Raw genomic sequence first — 4,618 nt, 5'->3', positions numbered from 1 at the left:
TCAAAAAAGTGCTCCTCATATATAGTAAAGGTGTTTCTCCCCCCTCCCGCGTTAGGGATAGCAGCGTAAAGCCCACAACCTGATGCAGTGAAACGAAAGCAGGCGAGGACTTGAAGCGTATAGCCCGACCGTAGGGAACGCCCAAAAAAAATCAAATCATTTATAACCGATTGCATGAATCACAAGAACATGAAACTTAAACACTCCTTATAATACTATATGTTACTCCCCTATTTTACAGACACATTAGCATCATTTTCACACCGAAAAAAAGCCCAGGCTAAATAGGAACAGAGCTAATAATTCATTAAATTTACTGTGCAATTTTTGACAAAAAGAAAGACCTACTACTCTCTTTTTCAACATACAAAGCTATTCCAGTTTAAAAAAATAAGTTGCCTCACGTTTTTTAATTTTTTACAAAATGAAAAACGCACTTCCCCAAATATTTTCTATTGTGCTATTATAACAGACTACTCGTAGCCTGCTTTTATATTAAAACATACAAAATGGAAAATTATCAATACATTCTGTTTTTTAACCAAATTGGCATAAGTGCTATTGGTGAAGTTGGAGGTAAAAACGCCTCTCTGGGAGAAATGTACAATCAGCTCAATCCAATGGGTATAAACATTCCCAATGGTTTTGCTGTCACAGCTAAGGGATATCGGCTTTTCAGAAAGGAAAATAATCTGGGAAAACCGCTTCAGGATTTAATGCGATCCTTAGACACCAAACAGTATTCCAATCTTGCTTCTGTTGGTGATAAAGCCAGAGCCCTGATTCTGGCAGCTCCTATTCCAACAGCAATTCAGGACGAAATACGCCAAGCCTATCAATCATTAAGCAACCAAGCCGGAATAACTAATCTTGGTGTCGCAGTACGAAGCAGTGCTACTGCGGAAGATTTACCCAGCGCCAGTTTTGCAGGACAGATGCAATCGTTTTTGAATATTAGTGGTGATGAACAGCTAATCGATGCGGTCCACCGCTGTTTTGTATCGTTATTTACAGATCGCGCCATCAAATACCGTCATGACATGGGTTTTACCCATTTGGATATTGCCATTTCTGTTGGTGTGCAACAAATGGTACGCAGCGACAAAGCTTCTTCGGGCGTGGCATTTACTATTGATCCTGATTCTGGATTTGAAAACACCATTATAATTAATGGTTGCTGGGGATTGGGAGAAAACATTGTGCAGGGAACCGTAACACCAGACGAATGGATGGTGTTTAAACCTACTTTAGAAAATCCAGATTATAATCCAATTCTAAAAAGACATTGTGGCAGGAAAGAATTTACGATGATTTATTCCGACGAAGCCGAAAATTCCTCTGCAGAAAAAACAATTATTAATATAGATACGCCTTTAGACAGACGAAATCAATTCTCGCTTAACGATAAAGAAGTGATCCTATTGTCCCAATGGTGTTACACTATTGAAAAACACTATAACAAAGCTATGGACATTGAATGGGCGAAAGACGGTTTGAATAACCAGCTCTATATTGTTCAGGCCCGACCGGAAACTGTTCATGGCAAAGCCAACAAAAAGGTCAGGGAAATTCATAAACTTAAAGACAAAGGCTCTCTTTTAACGAAAGGGATTGCTCTTGGCGATAAGATTGCTTCGGGAAAAGCCCGAATTCTGAATAATCCTCAAGAAGGGGATTTATTGCAAAAAGGAGAAATCATAGTTACTGATTTGACCAATCCCGATTGGGATCCGATTATGAAAAGGGCTTCAGCTATCATTACTAATAAAGGCGGGCGCACCAGTCATGCGGCTATTGTGGCCCGTGAATTAGGAACCGTTGCCGTAGTGGGCTGTGGAAATGCCACTTGCTCTATAAAAAATGGGCAGGAAATTACCGTATCCTGCGCCGAAGGAAAAGAAGGAAATGTATATGATGGCCTGCTCAAATGGGAAATAAAAGAACAGGATTTCAGTAAACTTGAAATGCCAAAAATAGATCCTATGCTTATTCTGGCCGATCCGGAAAGGGCTTTTGAACTCAGTCACTATCCAAATCAGGGTGTCGGTTTAATGCGAATGGAGTTTGCTATCTCGAATACTATCAAAATTCATCCATTGGCTTTGTGTGAACCCGAAAAAATAACCGACAAGAAGATTGCCACTGAAATAGCTGCATTAACCAAAGGTTATGCTGATCCCAAAAATTATTTTATAGATAAACTAGCCGAGGCCGTATCTATTGTGGCAGCAGCTTTTTACCCAAAAGATGTTATTGTACGAATGAGCGATTTTAAAAGTAATGAATATGCCAACCTCATCGGAGGGAAATATTACGAACCTGATGAAGAAAATCCGATGATAGGTTTTCGAGGCGCTTCCCGGTATTATAGCGATTTTTATCGAAAAGGCTTTGCTTTAGAATGTGAAGCCATGAAAAAAGTACGCGATGAAATGGGACTTACCAATGTCAAACTGATGATTCCTTTTTGCAGAACGGTTGAAGAAGGCGAAAATGTTCTAACTGAAATGGCCAAAAACGGATTAGTACAAGGCAGTAACGGATTGGAAGTATATGTTATGATTGAAATTCCAAGCAATGTCTTGCTCGCAGATGAATTTGCAAAACTCTTTGATGGATTTTCTATTGGTTCCAATGATTTAACCCAACTCACTTTGGGATTGGATCGTGATTCTACCCTAGTAAGCTATTTATTCAGCGAGGAAAATCCGGCTGTAAAATCTTTAATTAAGGAAACGATTCGGGTTGCCAAACGATTTGAAATAAAAGTGGGATTGTGCGGACAAGCTCCGAGTGATATTCCTGCCTTTGCCCAATTTCTAGTTCATGAAGGCATTGACAGTATCTCATTTAACCCTGATGCATTGATAAAAGGCATTGAAAACATTTTAGAAGCCGAAAAAAAATTTCTAACGAAAACAAATAAGAGTACCCTCAAATTGGACGAGTAATTTTTAAAGCATTTTTTTTAATACCAAAAAATTAAAAAATGAACATTAAAAATGTAGATTCATTAATGCCTTCCGAGATGGCCGTACAAGCGGAATTGGTTGGTGTTTCAAAAGCGAATATGTCTGTGTCAAAAACATTGGTTCTTGCAATGCTTGCCGGTGCTTTTATTGCTTTTGGCTCTATTTTCTTTACTACGGTTACAGCAGGCTCAACCTTGCCTTATGGTATAACAAGACTAATAGGCGGAATCTCTTTTAGCCTCGGACTTGTCCTTGTGATCGTTGGCGGTGCAGAATTATTCACAGGCAATAACTTAATTGTCATGGCTTGGGCAAATAAAAAAATAAGCACCTCACAAATACTAAAAAATTGGGCCTTGGTTTATGTCGGCAACATGACCGGAGCACTATTCGTAGCGGTTCTACTATTTTTTTCCGGCCAGTATTTATTTGCTTCAGGCATGGTGGGTATAAACATCCTCAATATAGCAAAAGCCAAATGCGAATTGGGCTTTACCCAAGCGGTAACATTAGGAATTCTGTGCAACATTTTGGTCTGTCTGGCAGTTTGGCTGTGTTTTAGTTCACAATCGGTGTCTGGAAAAATATTGTCAATTGTATTTCCCATAACGGCTTTTGTCGCTTCTGGTTTCGAGCATAGTATTGCAAATATGTATTTTATACCCGAAGCCATTTTGGTATTGAATCATGGTGATACCAAATTTTTATCTCTTGCTAATACATCTGCGCAAAATTATGAGTCCATAACATGGAGCAATTATCTGTTGCATAATCTGATTCCAGTTACGATAGGCAATATTATAGGCGGTGCAGTATTAGTAGGTCTGGTATATTGGTTTGTTTTTTTAAGAAAAAGTAAAGAATGAGTGACATATAATTGAATTTATGTATTCAGTAAAAATAGATAACCGCCTTTTTTCCTTCAAAGCAGGGATGACAATTTTAGAATTGTTGCAAGACAATGCTATTAAAATTCCTGCGCTTTGTCATGACAACCGGCTTCATTCGGCATCCGTTTGCCGTAGCTGTCTTGTGAAAATAAATGGAGAACCGCATTGGCAGCCATCCTGTAGAACATTGCTTTCTGATGGAATGGAAATTGAAACCACCACAACCGAAATGGAGGATTATAGAAAAGAACTCCTCAGAATGATGGCAAAAAATTACTCCCAATCTGTTGTAAATGAATTTCCTCAAAAAGAATTTCATTATTGGTTGAACCATTATAACCTAACACGTGAGCTCCCAAATAACATCAAAACCAAAAAAGACACATCGCATCCTTATATACAAGTGGATATGTCGCAATGCATTATGTGCGAGAAATGCATCCGAATATGTGATGAAGTACAAGGGCAGTTTGTATGGCATATGTCGAAAAGAGGAGACGAGGAACAAATTGTTTCCGATTCAAAAGGATTGTTTGCCAAAAGTTCCTGCGTTAGTTGTGGAGCCTGTGCCGATACCTGCCCGACCGGTGCGATTGAAGATAAAAATGTCATCAAATTCGGTAATCCAGAAAAAAAGACACGTACCGTATGTGCTTATTGTGGAGTTGGATGTGAAATATATAATCGGAAAAACGAAAAATACCAATTAACACAACGAAAAGTATACAAGTAAAAAAACTTACACACCATTTAAAC

Annotated in this window: 3 protein-coding genes; all 3 read left to right on the top strand. The window is 38.6% G+C overall.

What is annotated here, in order from left to right:
• Positions 1–509: 509 nt before the first annotated feature.
• The 3 genes from ppsA to ABEB23_RS18015 are packed head-to-tail and all read left to right on the top strand — an operon-like array spanning position 510 to position 4,595.
• Positions 510–2,951, top strand: a complete 2,442-nt coding sequence (gene ppsA / locus ABEB23_RS18025) for a phosphoenolpyruvate synthase (protein ID WP_348814112.1) — start codon at positions 510–512, stop codon at positions 2,949–2,951.
• A gap of 38 nt (positions 2,952–2,989) precedes the next feature.
• A complete protein-coding gene (gene focA, locus ABEB23_RS18020; RefSeq protein WP_348814111.1) occupies positions 2,990–3,838 on the top strand; it encodes a formate transporter FocA in 849 nt (282 codons plus the stop codon).
• Positions 3,839–3,857: 19 nt separating this feature from the next.
• On the top strand, positions 3,858–4,595 hold the full coding sequence (locus tag ABEB23_RS18015; RefSeq protein ID WP_348814110.1) for a 2Fe-2S iron-sulfur cluster-binding protein: 738 nt from the start codon (positions 3,858–3,860) through the stop codon (positions 4,593–4,595).
• The last annotated feature ends 23 nt before the right edge of the window (positions 4,596–4,618 follow it).

It is taken from the genome of Flavobacterium maritimum, assembly GCF_040049085.1.
Classification (GTDB): domain Bacteria; phylum Bacteroidota; class Bacteroidia; order Flavobacteriales; family Flavobacteriaceae; genus Flavobacterium; species Flavobacterium maritimum.
This window is presented reverse-complemented; position numbering and strand designations above follow the sequence as displayed.